Annotated in this window: 15 protein-coding genes and 3 tRNA genes; 11 read left to right on the plus strand and 7 right to left on the minus strand. The window is 51.1% G+C overall.

All coding sequences use genetic code 11. The features are described 5' to 3' along the window. Positions 1–70: 70 nt before the first annotated feature. The 4 genes from prfC to holD all read right to left on the minus strand — a co-directional run bounded on the left by prfC (position 71) and on the right by holD (position 3,271). Complete coding sequence (gene prfC / locus ACJHX3_RS07335) at positions 71–1,660, minus strand: peptide chain release factor 3 (RefSeq protein ID WP_000175943.1); 1,590 nt, start codon at positions 1,658–1,660, stop codon at positions 71–73. Between the two features lie 90 nt (positions 1,661–1,750). After that, complete coding sequence (gene yjjG, locus ACJHX3_RS07340; protein ID WP_000870712.1) at positions 1,751–2,428, minus strand: pyrimidine 5'-nucleotidase; 678 nt, start codon at positions 2,426–2,428, stop codon at positions 1,751–1,753. A 14-nt stretch (positions 2,429–2,442) separates the two neighbouring features. Beyond that, the gene (rimI, locus tag ACJHX3_RS07345; protein WP_001092465.1) at positions 2,443–2,889 is read right to left on the minus strand and encodes a ribosomal protein S18-alanine N-acetyltransferase; all 447 of its coding nucleotides are present in this window, start codon (positions 2,887–2,889) and stop codon (positions 2,443–2,445) included. Continuing rightward, positions 2,858–3,271, minus strand: a complete 414-nt coding sequence (gene holD, locus ACJHX3_RS07350) for a DNA polymerase III subunit psi (protein WP_000204018.1) — start codon at positions 3,269–3,271, stop codon at positions 2,858–2,860. Before holD ends, rimI begins: the two co-directional genes overlap by 32 nt. Positions 3,272–3,373: 102 nt before the next feature. Between holD and rsmC the strand changes: the two genes are divergently transcribed. The 4 genes from rsmC (at position 3,374) to ACJHX3_RS07370 (ending at position 5,035) form a co-directional block, all read left to right on the plus strand. Further along, positions 3,374–4,405: a 16S rRNA (guanine(1207)-N(2))-methyltransferase RsmC gene (gene rsmC, locus ACJHX3_RS07355; RefSeq protein WP_001272345.1), complete on the plus strand. Its 1,032-nt coding sequence runs from the start codon at positions 3,374–3,376 to the stop codon at positions 4,403–4,405. A gap of 308 nt (positions 4,406–4,713) precedes the next feature. Then, positions 4,714–4,800 (plus strand) — tRNA-Leu (locus ACJHX3_RS07360). Between the two features lie 28 nt (positions 4,801–4,828). Next, positions 4,829–4,915 (plus strand) — tRNA-Leu (locus tag ACJHX3_RS07365). 33 nt (positions 4,916–4,948) lie between these two features. Next, positions 4,949–5,035 (plus strand) — tRNA-Leu (locus ACJHX3_RS07370). A 38-nt stretch (positions 5,036–5,073) separates the two neighbouring features. Here the strand turns inward: ACJHX3_RS07370 and ACJHX3_RS07375 are convergent. After that, the gene (locus tag ACJHX3_RS07375) at positions 5,074–5,310 is read right to left on the minus strand and encodes a DUF1435 domain-containing protein (RefSeq protein WP_001360092.1); all 237 of its coding nucleotides are present in this window, start codon (positions 5,308–5,310) and stop codon (positions 5,074–5,076) included. Positions 5,311–5,450: 140 nt separating this feature from the next. Between ACJHX3_RS07375 and fhuF the strand changes: the two genes are divergently transcribed. Beyond that, positions 5,451–6,239 carry a siderophore-iron reductase FhuF gene (fhuF, locus tag ACJHX3_RS07380; protein WP_000331559.1) on the plus strand — a complete coding sequence of 263 codons (789 nt, stop codon included), beginning with the start codon at positions 5,451–5,453 and terminating at the stop codon, positions 6,237–6,239. A 37-nt stretch (positions 6,240–6,276) separates the two neighbouring features. Here the strand turns inward: fhuF and bglJ are convergent, their stop codons facing one another. Together bglJ and ACJHX3_RS07390 are read right to left on the minus strand one after the other, a co-directional pair. Then, positions 6,277–6,954 carry a DNA-binding transcriptional activator BglJ gene (gene bglJ / locus ACJHX3_RS07385; protein WP_001300509.1) on the minus strand — a complete coding sequence of 226 codons (678 nt, stop codon included), beginning with the start codon at positions 6,952–6,954 and terminating at the stop codon, positions 6,277–6,279. After that, on the minus strand, positions 6,912–7,637 hold the full coding sequence (locus ACJHX3_RS07390) for a helix-turn-helix domain-containing protein (protein ID WP_000936635.1): 726 nt from the start codon (positions 7,635–7,637) through the stop codon (positions 6,912–6,914). The genes bglJ and ACJHX3_RS07390 overlap by 43 nt, the downstream gene beginning before the upstream one ends. Positions 7,638–8,257: 620 nt before the next feature. On the opposite strand from ACJHX3_RS07390, the gene ACJHX3_RS07395 reads away from it, so the two are divergent. The 6 genes from ACJHX3_RS07395 to opgB all read left to right on the plus strand — a co-directional run bounded on the left by ACJHX3_RS07395 (position 8,258) and on the right by opgB (position 13,966). Then, on the plus strand, positions 8,258–9,028 hold the full coding sequence (locus ACJHX3_RS07395; RefSeq protein ID WP_001341281.1) for a threonine/serine exporter ThrE family protein: 771 nt from the start codon (positions 8,258–8,260) through the stop codon (positions 9,026–9,028). Next, on the plus strand, positions 9,019–9,492 hold the full coding sequence (locus ACJHX3_RS07400) for a threonine/serine exporter (RefSeq protein ID WP_000538176.1): 474 nt from the start codon (positions 9,019–9,021) through the stop codon (positions 9,490–9,492). The genes ACJHX3_RS07395 and ACJHX3_RS07400 overlap by 10 nt, the downstream gene beginning before the upstream one ends. Before the next feature lie 106 nt (positions 9,493–9,598). Further along, positions 9,599–10,138 carry a primosomal protein DnaT gene (dnaT, locus tag ACJHX3_RS07405; RefSeq protein ID WP_000098818.1) on the plus strand — a complete coding sequence of 180 codons (540 nt, stop codon included), beginning with the start codon at positions 9,599–9,601 and terminating at the stop codon, positions 10,136–10,138. 2 nt (positions 10,139–10,140) lie between these two features. Continuing rightward, on the plus strand, positions 10,141–10,878 hold the full coding sequence (gene dnaC / locus ACJHX3_RS07410; protein WP_000799913.1) for a DNA replication protein DnaC: 738 nt from the start codon (positions 10,141–10,143) through the stop codon (positions 10,876–10,878). A 48-nt stretch (positions 10,879–10,926) separates the two neighbouring features. Further along, the gene (gene yjjA / locus ACJHX3_RS07415; protein ID WP_001308243.1) at positions 10,927–11,421 is read left to right on the plus strand and encodes a DUF2501 domain-containing protein YjjA; all 495 of its coding nucleotides are present in this window, start codon (positions 10,927–10,929) and stop codon (positions 11,419–11,421) included. 253 nt (positions 11,422–11,674) lie between these two features. Next, on the plus strand, positions 11,675–13,966 hold the full coding sequence (gene opgB, locus ACJHX3_RS07420) for a phosphatidylglycerol--membrane-oligosaccharide glycerophosphotransferase (RefSeq protein ID WP_094321722.1): 2,292 nt from the start codon (positions 11,675–11,677) through the stop codon (positions 13,964–13,966). Positions 13,967–14,068: the final 102 nt, after the last annotated feature.

The following is a 14,068-nucleotide window of genomic DNA, read 5'->3' on the forward strand; positions in this document are numbered from 1 at the left end:
ATTCCGTAAGCGGCTAATAAGGAAGGGAAATTGACAGGGCGCAGCGGCTACCGCGCCCTGGAGGCAAGAATTAATGCTCGCGGGTCTGGTGGAACTGAACGTCCGGATAACGTTCCTGCGCCAGGCGCAGGTTGACCATGCTGGTAGCGATGTAAGCGAGGTTATCGCCGCCATCAAGCGCCAGTTGGCTTTCGTTCTTACGCTTGAACTCTTCGAATTTCTTCGCGTCTGCACATTCTACCCAGCGGGCGGTGGCAACGTTGACTGATTCATATACTGCTTCAACGTTGTATTCGCTCTTCAGGCGCGATACCACCACATCAAACTGCAGCACACCAACCGCACCAACGATCAGATCGTTGTTGGAGATTGGACGGAACACCTGCACCGCGCCCTCTTCGGAAAGCTGTACCAGCCCTTTGAGCAGCTGTTTTTGCTTCAGCGGATCTTTCAGGCGGATGCGACGGAACAGTTCTGGCGCGAAGTTCGGAATACCGGTGAACTTCATCATCTCACCCTGGGTAAAGGTGTCGCCAATCTGAATGGTGCCGTGGTTGTGCAGGCCGAGGATATCGCCCGGATATGCTTCTTCAACGTGCGAACGGTCACCTGCCATAAAGGTCAGCGCGTCGGAGATCACCACATCTTTCGCAGTGCGCACCTGGCGCAGCTTCATGCCTTTTTCATATTTACCGGATACCACGCGCATAAACGCCACGCGGTCGCGGTGTTTCGGGTCCATGTTGGCCTGAATTTTAAATACGAAGCCGGTAAATTTGTCTTCGCTCGCCTCTACGGTACGGGTATCAGTCTGACGCGGCATCGGCGCAGGAGCCCACTCCACCAGGCCATCCAGCATATGATCGACACCGAAGTTACCCAGCGCAGTACCGAAGAATACCGGAGTGATTTCGCCCGCAAGGAACAGCTCTTTGTCGAACTCATTAGACGCGCCTTTCACCAGTTCCAGTTCGTCACGCAGCTGCTGTGCCAGATCTTCACCGACCGCTGCATCGAGATCCGGGTTATTCAGCCCTTTAACAATGCGGACTTCCTGAATGGTGTGGCCTTTACCGCTCTGATAGAGATAGGTTTCGTCTTTATAAAGGTGGTAAACGCCTTTAAACAGCTTGCCGCAGCCGATCGGCCAGGTGATCGGTGCGCAGCCGATTTTCAGCTCGTTCTCAACTTCATCGAGCAGTTCCATCGGGTCGCGGATATCACGGTCAAGTTTGTTCATAAAGGTGAGGATCGGCGTGTCGCGCAGACGGGTAACTTCCATCAGCTTGCGGGTACGATCTTCAACACCTTTTGCGGCGTCGATAACCATCAGACAGCAGTCCACCGCCGTCAGGGTACGATAGGTATCTTCCGAGAAGTCTTCGTGCCCCGGGGTGTCGAGCAGGTTAACCAGGCAATCGTGATACGGAAACTGCATCACAGACGTAGTAATGGAGATCCCACGCTGCTTTTCCATCTCCATCCAGTCCGACTTAGCGTGCTGGTTAGAGCCACGGCCTTTTACTGTACCGGCGGTCTGAATGGCCTGTCCGAACAGCAGCACCTTCTCGGTGATGGTAGTCTTACCGGCGTCCGGGTGAGAAATAATGGCAAAAGTGCGGCGCTTCGCCACCTCTTGCAAATAAGGAGACAACGTCATAATTCTTTCTTCTTGAGTAAGCGGCATCGCGCCGCGCTTGTTGAAAACGAAAAATTGCGGCTATTTTACCCATCAACGGGGGGGAGGCAATCAGTGTTTACACAGGAGCTGCTCCAGTTCGTGCAACGAAGAAACGGTCCAGGTGGGCGCGATGCCTTCTGGTTGCTCGCGATTGTGCGCATTCAGCCAGCAGGTCGCAAGCCCGGCGTTGATGCCACCGAGAATATCGGACTCGGCAGTGTCGCCAACCATCAGCACGCGTGAACGGTCAGGATTGCCCGCCTGTTCCAGCGCATAATCGAAAATTTTCTTATTCGGTTTGGCAACGCCAACTTCTTCGGAAATCACCAGCAAATCGAAGTAATCACGCAGGCCCGTGCGTTCCAGACGCACCTGTTGCAAGGCACTAAAGCCGTTGGTGATGATGCCGATTTTGGCGTTGCCACGAATGGCGTTAAGCAGAGAAACCGCGCCCGGCAGCGGCGTGCAGATTTCCGCCATCGCATTAATAAAGGCTTCGTTGAGTTTACCCGGCTCGACGTTCAGCCGTTCGGCCCAGCTCTCGAAACGCCCGTGCTGAAGCTGTAATGAAGTGATCGCGCCGTTTTGATAATCCACCCACAGTGGCTTGTTAACGGCCTGATAGTCCTGAAAATCTTCAGCGGTAAAGGTGACGCTGTAATCAAGAAACATCCGCTGCAGGCCGGTGAATGAGTCAAAGGTAAACAGCGTTTCATCGGCATCAAAGAAAATCCAGTCCCACTTCATTATTCCACCTTGTCTTACATACTGATTGGCAACGCCATGATGATGGCGTCTTCGCGACCGTCCGTGGTGGGGTAGTAATTGCGGCGAATCGTCGCCTCGTTAAAGCCTAAACTTTCGTACAGGGCAATGGCGGCAGCATTTGAGGCACGGACTTCCAGCCATAGTGTCGCCACGCCGCGTTTTTCCAGTTCGTCGATCAGATGTTCCAGCAGCACCCTTCCCAATCCCTGACGCTGATAGTCAGGATCGACCGCAATATTGAACAATGTAGCTTCATCCAGCACCACTTGCGTAATCGCAAACGCCGCCATTTTGCCGTTTTGCGTTAACTGAAAGTTGAGATAACGCTCGCCCTGGTTGCTGGCAAAGGTTTTTTCACTCCACGGAAAGGCGTGGGCGCGTTGTTCAATGTGGTAAGCCGCCGGTAAATCAGTCGTTTCGAGGGAAGAAATCGTGTTCATATGTGCAAATTTGTTGCCATAACGCGGCGCGTGCCGTTGGGTTTGCCCGTAATTCGGTGAGCGCCGGTGATGCCACCTGAGCGCCTTCCAGTGATAGCGGTTCGTCAGTACCCAACCGCCAGCTGTTGCAGCGACTGCCTTGCGGCAGCATCGCGATTTTTTCTGGCGTCAGTTGCAGCACTTGATCGGGGCTGACGGTTAATGCGCGCAGAACATCGCTCACTAAAGGATCGGTCAGGGCGGGAAGATCGTTTGCCACCATCACCAGACGGACGTGTGCCGGGATCGCAATGGCAATCTCCCCCTGCAACGCGCCAGGGCGACGCAGCGACCACTGGGTAATGCCCAGTTGCTGTAACTGCCAGTCTCGTCGGGATGTCATAGCGAATCGCTCCTGTTGTCAGGGGCGCAAATATAGCAAATTCGTCGATACCGCGCCAACATATGGCTATAATCGCCGCCAGTATCAATTGAGGAGCATTCCATGTCTGCATTTACCCCGGCAAGTGAAGTCTTGCTGCGTCACAGTGATGATTTCGAACAAAGCCGTATTCTGTTTGCCGGAGACTTACAGGATGACCTGCCCGCGCGTTTAGATACCGCGGCCAGCCGTGCTCATACCCAGCAATTCCACCACTGGCAGGTATTAAGCCGCCAGATGGGGGATAACGCCCGTTTCAGTCTGGTCGCCACGGTGGATGACGTCGCAGATTGCGATACGCTGATTTACTACTGGCCGAAGAACAAACCGGAAGCCCAGTTCCAGTTGATGAATTTACTTTCTCTGCTGCCAGTGGGGACAGATATTTTTGTCGTTGGCGAGAACCGCAGCGGCGTGCGCAGCGCCGAGCAGATGCTGGCAGATTATGCGCCGTTGAATAAAGTCGACAGCGCTCGTCGCTGTGGCCTCTATTTTGGTCGTCTGGAAAAACAGCCGGTATTTGATGCCGATAAATTCTGGGGCGAATACAGCGTCGATGGCCTGACGGTCAAAACGCTGCCTGGCGTGTTTAGCCGCGACGGTCTGGATGTCGGTAGCCAGTTGCTGCTCTCGACGTTAACCCCGCACACGAAAGGTAAAGTGCTGGATGTCGGCTGTGGCGCGGGTGTGCTTTCAGTTGCCTTTGCGCGCCATTCGCCGAAAATTCGTCTCACCTTGTGCGATGTCTCTGCGCCAGCGGTAGAAGCCAGCCGCGCAACACTTGCGGCCAACGGTGTTGAAGGTGAAGTCTTTGCCAGCAACGTCTTTTCCGAGGTGAAAGGTCGTTTTGATATGATCATCTCCAACCCGCCGTTCCACGATGGGATGCAAACCAGCCTGGATGCGGCGCAAACGCTGATTCGCGGCGCGGTGCGTCATCTTAATAGCGGCGGCGAGCTGCGAATTGTAGCGAACGCCTTCCTGCCTTACCCGGACGTGCTGGATGAGACATTTGGCTTCCATGAAGTGATTGCGCAAACCGGGCGTTTCAAGGTGTATCGCGCCATTATGACCCGCCAGGCGAAGAAAGGTTAATTATCTCGCCGAATACCGTGTCGGATGCGGCGTGAACGCCTTATCCGACCTACAAAACCTGCACGTTAGCCCTTCGTAGGCCAGATAAGACGCGCCCGCGTCGCATCTGGCATCTGCACCCAAATACCGTGTCGGATGCGGCGTGAACGCCTTATCCGACCTACAAAACTACCAAACCTGCACGTTAGTTTCCTGATGGACATTTTTCCAGCAATTACACCTCCGGCGATAATTAACTATTGACGAAAAGCTGAAAACCACTAGAATGCGCCTCCGTGGTAGCAATTCTTTTTAAGAATTGATGGTATGCGAAGGTGGCGGAATTGGTAGACGCGCTAGCTTCAGGTGTTAGTGTCCTTACGGACGTGGGGGTTCAAGTCCCCCCCCTCGCACCAAAAACCACGTTGATATTGCTCGCACTGGGCGAAGGTGGCGGAATTGGTAGACGCGCTAGCTTCAGGTGTTAGTGTTCTTACGGACGTGGGGGTTCAAGTCCCCCCCCTCGCACCAAACGAGGCGATATCAAAAAAGTAAGATGACTGTGCGAAGGTGGCGGAATTGGTAGACGCGCTAGCTTCAGGTGTTAGTGTCCTTACGGACGTGGGGGTTCAAGTCCCCCCCCTCGCACCAATTATCTTTACTTCCTTTCTTGTTTCTTCCTTGATTTTTCATCCCTGATTCAAATTCATTAGCATCAGCATGATGCCAGCACTAAGCGCCAGGCACGATGGTAGCAAAATGTAATGCCGTAACTGTTTGTGATACAGCATCACCGGCGTCAATATCAATCCCATCAGAATGACAATCCGCCACTGATCCGGCGATAAATCCGCATACATCAGCCCTGCAATCAGCAATCCCGGCAGCAACACTCCCCAGCCACTGCCCAGCGTACGTTGCAACATGGTTTCATCTCTTTCATTGATAATGATAACCAATATCATATGATAATTTTTATCATTTGCAAGCCAGAGAAATCCCTTGCTATCGGGTAAACCTATCGCTAGGATTAGCAATCATTATCATTTAGATTACTATCCCGATTATGGCCTATCGTTCCGCACCGCTCTATGAAGATATCATCTGGCGAACGCATCTCCAGCCGCAGGATGCTGGGCTTGCACAAGCCGTACGTGCGACGATCGCCAAACATCGTGAACATTTGCTCGAGTTTATCCGCTTGGATGAACCCGCTCCGCTTAACGCCATGACGCTGGCGCAATGGTCATCACCGAATGCGCTAAGTTCTCTACTCGCGGTCTATTCCGATCATATCTATCGCAACCAACCAACGATGATCCGCGAGAACAAACCGCTGATCTCACTATGGGCACAATGGTATATCGGCCTGATGGTGCCACCATTAATGCTGGCGCTACTGACGCAGGAAAAGGCATTAGATGTGTCGCCGGAACATTTCCATGCTGAGTTTCACGAAACCGGACGCGTCGCCTGTTTCTGGGTCGATGTGTGTGAAGATAAAAACGCAACACCACATTCGCCGCAGCAGCGAATGGAAACGTTAATCAGCCAGGCGCTGGTTCCGGTTGTGCAGGCACTAGAAGCGACCGGAGAGATCAACGGCAAACTTATCTGGAGTAATACCGGTTATTTGATCAACTGGTATCTCACTGAGATGAAGCAGCTGCTCGGCGAGGCGACGGTTGAATCGCTGCGCCATGCCCTCTTTTTTGAGAAAACGCTCACGAACGGTGAAGATAATCCACTCTGGCGTACCGTGGTACTGCGCGATGGCCTGCTGGTGCGCCGCACTTGCTGCCAGCGTTATCGCTTACCGGATGTGCAGCAATGTGGCGATTGTACGCTGAAATGAAAGCACTGCCGGGGAAGTAAACCCGGCATCATGCGGATTAATAGGGATGCAACACATTACTTGCTTCGCAATGCCGCATACATAACAGAATATCTGCGGCCTCCAACAACCCTGCATCAGAACTGACGCCCAGTTTCGACATCACATTAAATTTATGTGCACGGATCGTTTTGATATTGCGTTTAAGCTGCTCGGCAATTTGTGTCATTGAGTAGCCACGCGACATAAAGCGCAATATTTCTCTCTCCGTGGGGCTTAGCGTCCGGCTTTGGTTAATGTACCACTGATTGTTCAGTCGGTCGGTCGCCTGACGTACACCATTTAATGACAAAAAGAGTTCCTGATGAAAAATCTCCAGCGTTGACGCTTTACTTAATACACCGTCCAGCGGTGATGGCGACAATGAACCAATCAGCCGAGCTTCAATATCATCATCCGCAATAACTAAACGCCGGGTACGCGGAAACTTAATCGCCAGTTCAGTCAGGCAAGATAATCCCTCTCTGCGCTCACTTCTCATGGCAGAAAAAGAAAAAATGACCGCCGCAAACGAGATCCGCGACATGGCATCCTGAAATGACTCCTGACTGGTATAGGTATGGAGCTTATAAGGGTTACCCGCAAACTTTCTGAATAAACTCTCAATACCGATACTACTCATGACGCATTTTTCTATGAGTGCGACATTTCTCTTCTTAATTCGGCTGTGTTCCATTCTGCGGCATCTCCATAAACAGAAGGCAAGTTAAGTTCTCTTGCACCCTGCGCGCTATTTATCCATGCATACATTTCAGCGTTGCTGTGAATTGCCAGTCGACGCATCGCACTGTTTTTTTGGGCGCTGATAGTTTTATTACTTTTCTTAAGCAATGAAGCTATCTGGTTGATGCCCCATCCTTTACCTAATAGCCGCAGTACCTTGCGCTCTGAAAGAGTGAGAATGACGGAGCGATAGCTAAAATCATGAGTTTCAGTCATTGCCGGAGAAGTCAGCATGGCGCTGATACGCTCTGCGTGCGTATTGCCGGAACGTACGGTCTTGACCAGATTCTCAATGGGTTCAACATCAGACAATAACGTCGCCGTAGGGCACATGAGCAGTTCTACTGCCTGGGAATACCAGGAGCGTGACACCATGAAAACCCAGTGAATTTCCCGATATTGTGAGATTAAAGAATAATAATGTTCACAAACAGAACGTGGATCTTCACTTTCACCGGCTAAATCAGCAATGACTAATCCGGAACGACGTAATTGTAATAAGGTAAGGTCCTCCGCAGAGGCGCTGGATATTATTTCATATTCAGGGAAGTGAGTCCTCATGACCTCTTTTAACCCTGCTTGCATAACAGGTATTTTACTGATAACAATTCCATTTTTGCAGCATCCTGGCAACATATTTCCTCCACATCCACTGTCTAAAAATTATGATGGTTTATTCAGGATATTCATTCCTTAAATGTTTCCAGCAAATTAATAGATTAAGCGAATAAATTATCCTTAGCATTCACTTTCATATCAGCATACTCCTGCTGCACAACAACTCCACTGCATGTGTCAGAAGGTTAGCATCAAATGATAACCTGGTGAAATAGCCTGGAGACATTTAAAATATCTACATTAAGTTGTTAGGAATACTTAATGAAAAACAGAAATCACATTCATTTAATTTATAATTAAATGATATCCCTTCCCGCAGAATGCGGGAATCACACAATCAATATTTATTCAATAAAATCTGATGATTTTAACTTGTTAACACTAAAAAACGCGCCCAGCTATCTATTATCCTGACCCGTAAAGGCTAAAACAATAAATTCATTATAGTGATAATATTCATGTGATAGTTTGTTTGCGGCGAGAGATAATTCGCTTTTTATCACCGAGCTTGTCCCGATAACCAGGATTAATCAGCGCAATTTTGATCTTAACCTACCGCAAAACAACCGTGCTTCATGATACAAATGGATTCTCATTATCTGAACAATACGCAGCACGTCTATGACAAAGGGCGAGTTATGCAAACTGAGCAACAGCGAGCCGTAACGCGGCTTTGTATCCAGTGTGGATTATTTCTTTTGCAACATGGTGCGGAAAGCGCGTTGGTTGATGAGCTTTCCTCACGACTGGGTCGGGCGTTGGGAATGGACAGCGTCGAAAGTTCTATCTCTTCGAACGCCATAGTGCTGACAACTATTAAAGATGGGCAATGCCTGACATCGACACGAAAAAATCACGATCGCGGCATTAATATGCATGTGGTGACTGAAGTCCAGCACATTGTGATTCTTGCGGAGCATCATCTGCTGGATTACAAAGGCGTAGAGAAACGATTTAGCCAAATTCAGCCATTACGTTACCCAAGATGGCTGGTAGCCTTAATGGTTGGCCTTTCTTGCGCCTGTTTCTGTAAACTCAATAACGGTGGCTGGGATGGTGCCGTCATCACCTTCTTTGCCAGTACGACCGCGATGTATATCCGCCAGCTGCTGGCACAACGTCATCTTCATCCACAGATCAACTTTTGCCTTACCGCTTTCGCCGCCACCACCATTTCCGGATTGCTTTTGCAACTCCCCACTTTCAGCGATACACCCACCATTGCGATGGCCGCCAGCGTTCTGCTGCTGGTGCCGGGCTTTCCGTTGATTAATGCCGTCGCCGATATGTTTAAAGGCCACATCAATACCGGACTGGCACGCTGGGCGATCGCCAGTCTGCTGACGCTGGCTACCTGCGTCGGCGTGGTGATGGCACTGACGATTTGGGGGCTACGCGGATGGGTGTGATCGAGTTTCTGTTTGCATTGGCGCAGGATATGATCCTCGCCGCCATTCCAGCGGTCGGCTTTGCGATGGTGTTCAACGTTCCCGTGCGGGCGTTACGCTGGTGTGCGCTGCTTGGCGCGATTGGCCATGGTTCACGAATGATCTTAATGACCAGCGGGCTGAATATTGAGTGGTCAACTTTTATGGCTTCTATGCTGGTCGGCACCATTGGTATTCAATGGTCGCGCTGGTATCTGGCGCATCCGAAAGTGTTTACCGTGGCGGCCGTTATCCCTATGTTCCCGGGCATATCGGCTTATACCGCAATGATTTCGGCGGTAAAAATCAGCCAGTTAGGTTATAGCGAACCGTTGATGATTACCCTGTTAACCAACTTTCTTACAGCTTCATCGATTGTTGGTGCGTTATCCATCGGTCTTTCCATTCCTGGATTATGGTTGTACCGCAAGCGCCCTCGCGTATAAAATTGCCTCGCTTAAGCACACGGATGAGAGACAGCCTCCTCTCCTCCGTGTGTTACTATAAAAGTTATCTCCCTTCTCGTTCATCGTTCCATATTTGAGAAACAGTATGTCTTCCAGAGTTTTGACCCCGGACGTCGTTGGTATTGACGCCCTGGTACACGATCACCAAACCGTTCTGGCAAAAGCTGAAGGCGGTGTGGTTGCCGTATTTGCTAACAATGCCCCGGCGTTTTATGCCGTCACGCCTGCACGCCTGGCTGAACTGCTGGCGCTGGAAGAAAAGCTGGCGCGTCCGGGAAGCGATGTCGCTCTGGACGATCAACTCTATCAGGAACCGCAAGCCGCTCCCGTTGCTGTACCCATGGGGAAATTCGCCATGTATCCGGACTGGCAACCCGATGCCGACTTTATCCGCCTGGCGGCGCTATGGGGCGTGGCACTAAGAGAGCCGGTGACCACCGAAGAACTGGCCTCATTCATTGCCTACTGGCAGGCGGAAGGTAAAGTCTTTCACCATGTGCAGTGGCAACAAAAACTGGCGCGCAGCCTGCAAATCGGTCGTGCCAGCAACGGCGGACTGCCGAAACGAGATGTGAATACGGTCAGCGAACCTGACAGCCAAATTCCACCAGGATTCAGAGGGTAACGATGAAAAACGTTGGCGACCTGATGCAACGCCTGCAAAAAATGATGCCTGCCCATATCAAACCTGCATTCAAAACGGGTGAAGAGCTACTGGCCTGGCAGAAAGAACAAGGGGCGATCCGCTCCGCCGCTCTCGAACGTGAAAATCGGGCGATGAAAATGCAGCGCACCTTTAACCGCTCCGGTATTCGTCCACTGCATCAGAACTGCTCCTTTGAGAACTATCGCGTTGAGTGTGAAGGGCAGATGAATGCGTTAAGCAAAGCGCGCCAGTATGTCGAAGAGTTTGACGGCAACATCGCCAGCTTCATCTTTTCTGGTAAGCCAGGAACCGGCAAAAACCATCTGGCGGCGGCAATCTGCAACGAGCTGCTGCTACGCGGTAAATCCGTATTGATCATCACCGTGGCCGATATTATGTCGGCGATGAAAGATACCTTCAGGAATAGCAGTACCAGCGAAGAACAACTGCTTAACGATCTGAGCAACGTTGATCTGCTGGTGATCGATGAGATCGGCGTGCAGACCGAATCGAAATACGAAAAAGTGATCATCAACCAGATCGTCGATCGCCGCTCTTCTTCCAAACGCCCAACCGGGATGCTGACCAACAGTAATATGGAAGAGATGACCAAGTTGCTGGGCGAACGCGTGATGGACCGTATGCGCCTGGGTAACAGTTTGTGGGTGATCTTCAACTGGGATAGCTACCGTAGCCGGGTAACAGGTAAAGAGTATTAATCCCCGTTTCTGGCGGTATACTGCGACACAATTCCACCTTGAGTAATGATGATGAAAACTGTTAAACATCTTCTGTGCTGTGCCATTGCCGCCAGCGCATTAATTTCCACCGGGGTGCATGCTGCGTCCTGGAAAGATGCGCTCTCCAGCGCCGCCAGCGAACTTGGCAACCAAAACAGCACGACACAGGAAGGCGGTTGGTCGCTCGCGTCATTAACTAACTTGCTTAGCAGCGGGAACCAGGCCTTAAGCGCAGATAACATGAACAATGCCGCAGGCATTCTGCAATACTGCGCGAAGCAAAAGCTGGCGTCGGTAACCGATGCCGAAAACATCAAGAACCAGGTGCTGGAAAAGCTGGGCCTGAACAGTGAAGAACAAAAAGAAGACACCAACTATCTGGATGGCATTCAGGGTTTGCTGAAAACCAAAGATGGTCAGCAACTCAATCTGGATAACATCGGAACGACTCCGCTGGCAGAAAAGGTGAAAACCAAAGCCTGCGATCTGGTGTTAAAGCAGGGGCTGAACTTCATTTCCTGAACAGCGAAACGCCGCGTTTTAGCTGTTACCCGGCTGACGCGGCTCTCTCCTGCCCTTTTCCCTGCTCCTGGACGGTTTTCCCCCTGTTACACGGGAAGCGACCGCGATCAAAAAAGTCTGTTTATAAACTAATTCCTAACAACATCGCATTTTTTTGACACTAGAATTGCAGCAATATGGCGACGCCATTACATTGTGCTTCTCAAAAAGCTTAAACGTTGGCTAAACGGCCCGGTTTAGTGAGGATCGCCCGTTGTCAGAACTACTCTCTTTCGCCCTTTTTCTCGCCTCTGTGCTGATTTACGCATGGAAAGCGGGACGTAACACCTGGTGGTTTGCAGCCACATTAACGGTGCTGGGGCTATTTGTCGTTTTAAATATCACCCTGTTTGCCAGCGACTATTTTACTGGCGATGGTATTAACGACGCGGTTCTCTATACCTTAACCAATAGCCTGACCGGTGCTGGCGTCAGCAAATACATCCTGCCGGGTATCGGCATTGTGCTGGGGCTGACGGCGGTGTTCGGTGCGCTGGGCTGGATCCTGCGCCGTCGTCGTCATCATCCGCACCATTTTGGTTACAGCCTGCTGGCGCTCTTACTGGCGCTGGGTTCGGTGGACGCCAGCCCGGCATTTCGTCAGATAACGGAACTGGTGAAATCCCAGTCACGCGACGGCGACCCGGACTTTGCGGCTTATTATAAAGAGCCGTCGAAAACTATCCCTGACCCGAAACTCAACCTGGTTTATATCTACGGCGAAAGTCTCGAGCGAACCTATTTTGATAACGAAGCTTTCCCGGATCTCACGCCTGAACTGGGCGCGTTGAAAAATGAAGGCCTGGATTTCAGCCACACGCAGCAGCTGCCAGGAACGGATTACACGATTGCGGGCATGGTGGCTTCTCAGTGCGGCATACCGCTGTTTGCCCCCTTTGAAGGCAACGCCTCCGCTTCTGTTTCCAGCTTCTTCCCGCAGAACATCTGTCTGGGCGATATCCTGAAAAACTCGGGTTATCAGAACTATTTCGTGCAGGGCACGAATCTGCGTTTTGCCGGTAAAGATGTGTTCCTGAAGTCGCACGGTTTCGACCATTTATACGGCTCAGAAGAGCTGAAAAGCGTGGTGGCCGACCCGCACTATCGCAACGACTGGGGATTCTACGACGATACCGTTCTCGATGAAGCGTGGAAAAAGTTTGAAGAGCTTTCCCGTTCTGGTCAGCGATTCTCACTGTTTACCCTGACAGTCGATACCCATCACCCGGATGGTTTTATCTCGCGTACCTGTAACCGCAAAAAATATGATTTTGACGGTAAGCCGAACCAGTCATTCAGCGCGGTAAGTTGCAGCCAGGAGAATATCGCGGCGTTTATCAACAAAATCAAAGCGTCACCGTGGTTTAAAGATACCGTCATCGTCGTCTCTTCTGACCATTTAGCGATGAACAACACGGCGTGGAAATACCTCAATAAGCAGGATCGCAATAACCTGTTTTTTGTCATTCGTGGCGACAAGCCGCAGCAAGAGACGCTGGCAGTGAAGCGTAACACGATGGATAACGGCGCGACGGTGCTGGACATTCTCGGTGGCGATAACTATCTCGGACTTGGTCGTAGCAGTTTATCCGGGCAGTCAATGTCGGAAATCTTCCTCAATATCAAAGAGAAAACATTGGCGTGGAAGCCGGATATCATCCGCCTGTGGAAATTCCCTAAAGAGATGAAAGAGTTCACCATCGACCAGCAGAAAAACATGATTGCCTTCTCGGGTAGCCATTTCCGTTTGCCGCTGCTGTTGCGGGTTTCAGACAAACGCGTGGAACCGCTGCCGGAAAGCGAATACTCAGCACCGCTGCGTTTCCAGCTGGCCGATTTCGCTCCACGCGACAATTTCGTCTGGGTTGACCGTTGCTATAAGATGGCACAACTCTGGGCTCCGGAACTGGCACTCTCCACCGACTGGTGTGTCTCGCAAGGGCAGCTTGGCGGTCAGCAAATTGTTCAGCATGTTGACAAAACAACATGGCAGGGCAAAACGGCATTTAAAGATACGGTCATCGACATGGCGCGTTATAAAGGCAATGTCGATACGCTGAAAATTGTTGATAACGATATTCGCTACAAAGCCGACAGTTTCATCTTCAACGTCGCCGGTGCGCCAGAAGAGGTGAAACAGTTTAGTGGGATTTCCCGTCCAGAGTCGTGGGGCCGCTGGTCCAACGCGCAGCTGGGCGATGAAGTAAAAATCGAGTACAAGCATCCGCTGCCGAAGAAATTTGACCTGGTGATTACCGCCAAAGCATACGGCAATAACGCCAGCCGTCCTATTCCGGTACGCGTAGGCAATGAAGAACAAACTCTTGTGCTGGGCAATGAAGTGACCACCACCACACTGCATTTCGATAACCCAACCGATGCCGACACACTGGTAATTGTGCCGCCGGAACCTGTCTCAACCAACGAAGGGAATATCCTCGGACACTCGCCGCGTAAGCTCGGGATCGGCATGGTGGAAATTAAAGTTGTGGAACGTGAAGGGTAATTTCTGACTGATGTGTAGGTCGCATAAGGTGCGACCTACACATCTTCTCCGGCCTACAAAACATCATTGAGAAACAGAAAAAAAAACAGCGCCCAACACTTC

Source organism: Escherichia sp. WS1265 (genome assembly GCF_046487585.1).
GTDB classification, from domain to species: domain Bacteria; phylum Pseudomonadota; class Gammaproteobacteria; order Enterobacterales; family Enterobacteriaceae; genus Escherichia; species Escherichia coli.

What these genes read in the sequence shown, in the direction of transcription:
- yjjG (WP_000870712.1), bottom strand. Translation starts at nt 2,428, where the DNA reads ATGAAGTGGGACTGGATTTTCTTTGATGCCGATGAAACGCTGTTTACC.
- dnaT (WP_000098818.1), top strand. Translation starts at nt 9,599, where the DNA reads ATGTCTTCCAGAGTTTTGACCCCGGACGTCGTTGGTATTGACGCCCTG.
- ACJHX3_RS07375 (WP_001360092.1), bottom strand. Translation starts at nt 5,310, where the DNA reads ATGTTGCAACGTACGCTGGGCAGTGGCTGGGGAGTGTTGCTGCCGGGA.
- ACJHX3_RS07390 (WP_000936635.1), bottom strand. Translation starts at nt 7,637, where the DNA reads ATGTTGCCAGGATGCTGCAAAAATGGAATTGTTATCAGTAAAATACCT.
- prfC (WP_000175943.1), bottom strand. Translation starts at nt 1,660, where the DNA reads ATGACGTTGTCTCCTTATTTGCAAGAGGTGGCGAAGCGCCGCACTTTT.
- holD (WP_000204018.1), bottom strand. Translation starts at nt 3,271, where the DNA reads ATGACATCCCGACGAGACTGGCAGTTACAGCAACTGGGCATTACCCAG.
- rimI (WP_001092465.1), bottom strand. Translation starts at nt 2,889, where the DNA reads ATGAACACGATTTCTTCCCTCGAAACGACTGATTTACCGGCGGCTTAC.
- dnaC (WP_000799913.1), top strand. Translation starts at nt 10,141, where the DNA reads ATGAAAAACGTTGGCGACCTGATGCAACGCCTGCAAAAAATGATGCCT.
- rsmC (WP_001272345.1), top strand. Translation starts at nt 3,374, where the DNA reads ATGTCTGCATTTACCCCGGCAAGTGAAGTCTTGCTGCGTCACAGTGAT.
- yjjA (WP_001308243.1), top strand. Translation starts at nt 10,927, where the DNA reads ATGATGAAAACTGTTAAACATCTTCTGTGCTGTGCCATTGCCGCCAGC.
- ACJHX3_RS07400 (WP_000538176.1), top strand. Translation starts at nt 9,019, where the DNA reads ATGGGTGTGATCGAGTTTCTGTTTGCATTGGCGCAGGATATGATCCTC.
- fhuF (WP_000331559.1), top strand. Translation starts at nt 5,451, where the DNA reads ATGGCCTATCGTTCCGCACCGCTCTATGAAGATATCATCTGGCGAACG.
- ACJHX3_RS07395 (WP_001341281.1), top strand. Translation starts at nt 8,258, where the DNA reads ATGCAAACTGAGCAACAGCGAGCCGTAACGCGGCTTTGTATCCAGTGT.
- bglJ (WP_001300509.1), bottom strand. Translation starts at nt 6,954, where the DNA reads ATGGAACACAGCCGAATTAAGAAGAGAAATGTCGCACTCATAGAAAAA.